This is a genomic window from Oscillibacter sp. CU971, assembly GCF_905219725.1.
Lineage (GTDB): Bacteria > Bacillota > Clostridia > Oscillospirales > Oscillospiraceae > Oscillibacter.
In genome coordinates this window covers 1-1,356 of record NZ_CAJMXG010000493.1, presented here as the reverse complement: position 1 = coordinate 1,356, position 1,356 = coordinate 1, and the positions used below count along the sequence as shown (strand labels likewise).

1 protein-coding gene is annotated in these 1,356 nt (G+C 50.3%); it reads right to left on the bottom strand.

Annotated features, from left to right (window positions below):
• Window positions 1–1,356: DUF6076 domain-containing protein (locus tag JX325_RS16865; protein WP_243414157.1), on the bottom strand; the 1,356-nt coding region annotated here is incomplete at both ends.

The following is a 1,356-nucleotide window of genomic DNA, read 5'->3' as shown; positions in this document are numbered from 1 at the left end:
CTATTGGGCATGCTTTTGTCCAGCCAGCTCTCAAACTCGTCCAAGGTCAGTGCACCACCCAGACATTCATCCCGTTTCTGAACAGCCTCATACTGCCACAGCTTGAATTTTTCTCGTTTGAGGCTCCCTGCTTGAACCCTGGCAAAGTAGCGCTTGTAGTATTGCTGATAGATACTCAGCGGATTCTTTCCATCGTTGTCTTTCAGTTTCTCCAGATATGTTTCCTGCGCCGCAAGCTGCTGGCATGTGCGGTGTTCGCCCTCCGCAATGCGGTCGCAGTAAGCTCCGTGGTAGTTGCCTTTGACAATGAAATACCTTCTACAGCGTTTGCACTTCTGGAACTCCAGTCCAGCCTCCAGGATTTTTGAAAATTCCAGGTACAACATATCCCGCAGGTTGCTGCAGGTGTAACTGGAGGAAATGAAGCAGGGAATTTTATAGTGCATCTGAAGCTCATACTCTGGCAGACTATATTCTTGACAAAAGGCTTTTTGCTCAGGCGTCAAAATAACCTCTTCGCTGGTATCCAGTTTATCAAGATCAGCCCCAAAGGGCATCGTTGTGCCATGCGGATCGTAAGAATCTGGCTGGAAAGTTTCCTGGCGTGTATGCGATGAGGAAAGGCCCTTGATTCTGCACCAGAGGCTGTAACGCTCCGACGGGTACAACTGGCCAAGCACTTCGGGACGGAAATTTTTATCCAGGCAGAATTCAAGAAGCTCCAGTAACTCCGCCTGCAAGAGGGAGAGATGCTGCTGGTAATACTCCAGAGCCTTCTCTGTTGCCCGAGCAAACTGTGGAGGGAAAGCAGCCGTGTATATGGAGGAGTAGAAAACCTCGCTGAGAGCTGGAAATAGTTCCTCGTATTGCTCAAAGATATGGATAACGCCTTCTTCGGCGCTGTGAATCGCTGGCGGAGTATCGGCGACTTGCGTGAGCTGCCGATAAGCTGTCTCGCAGCGCTCAAAGGCGGAGCTGAAATCCGCATAACAAAAATTCAAGATCCCCTCACCCAGCGGCACGACAATCGTCGTGCCGCTGAATGCGTTGATCCGCTGTTCAGATGCGTCGCATGGATAGAGCGGATCAGGGGGATTGACGCAAAAAGTGCGTCCGAACTTTTCTCGGAGCGTTTGAAGCCCGCCGCGCCAGGATTCTACCTCCTGCTCTGTTGGTTCCCTTTGATATTTCTCTGGAATGAGGTATTCCAAATCCTCATACAGATCGAACATTGCCTCGAACTCATAAACGGGACTGACCTGGATGTAGAGCTTTTTCTCTTCCGCGAAATAGGAAACGCTGTTCTCAAAGAAAGAGGGGGAGAGGTCCGTACAGCCATTCCACTGAGAATAGTAG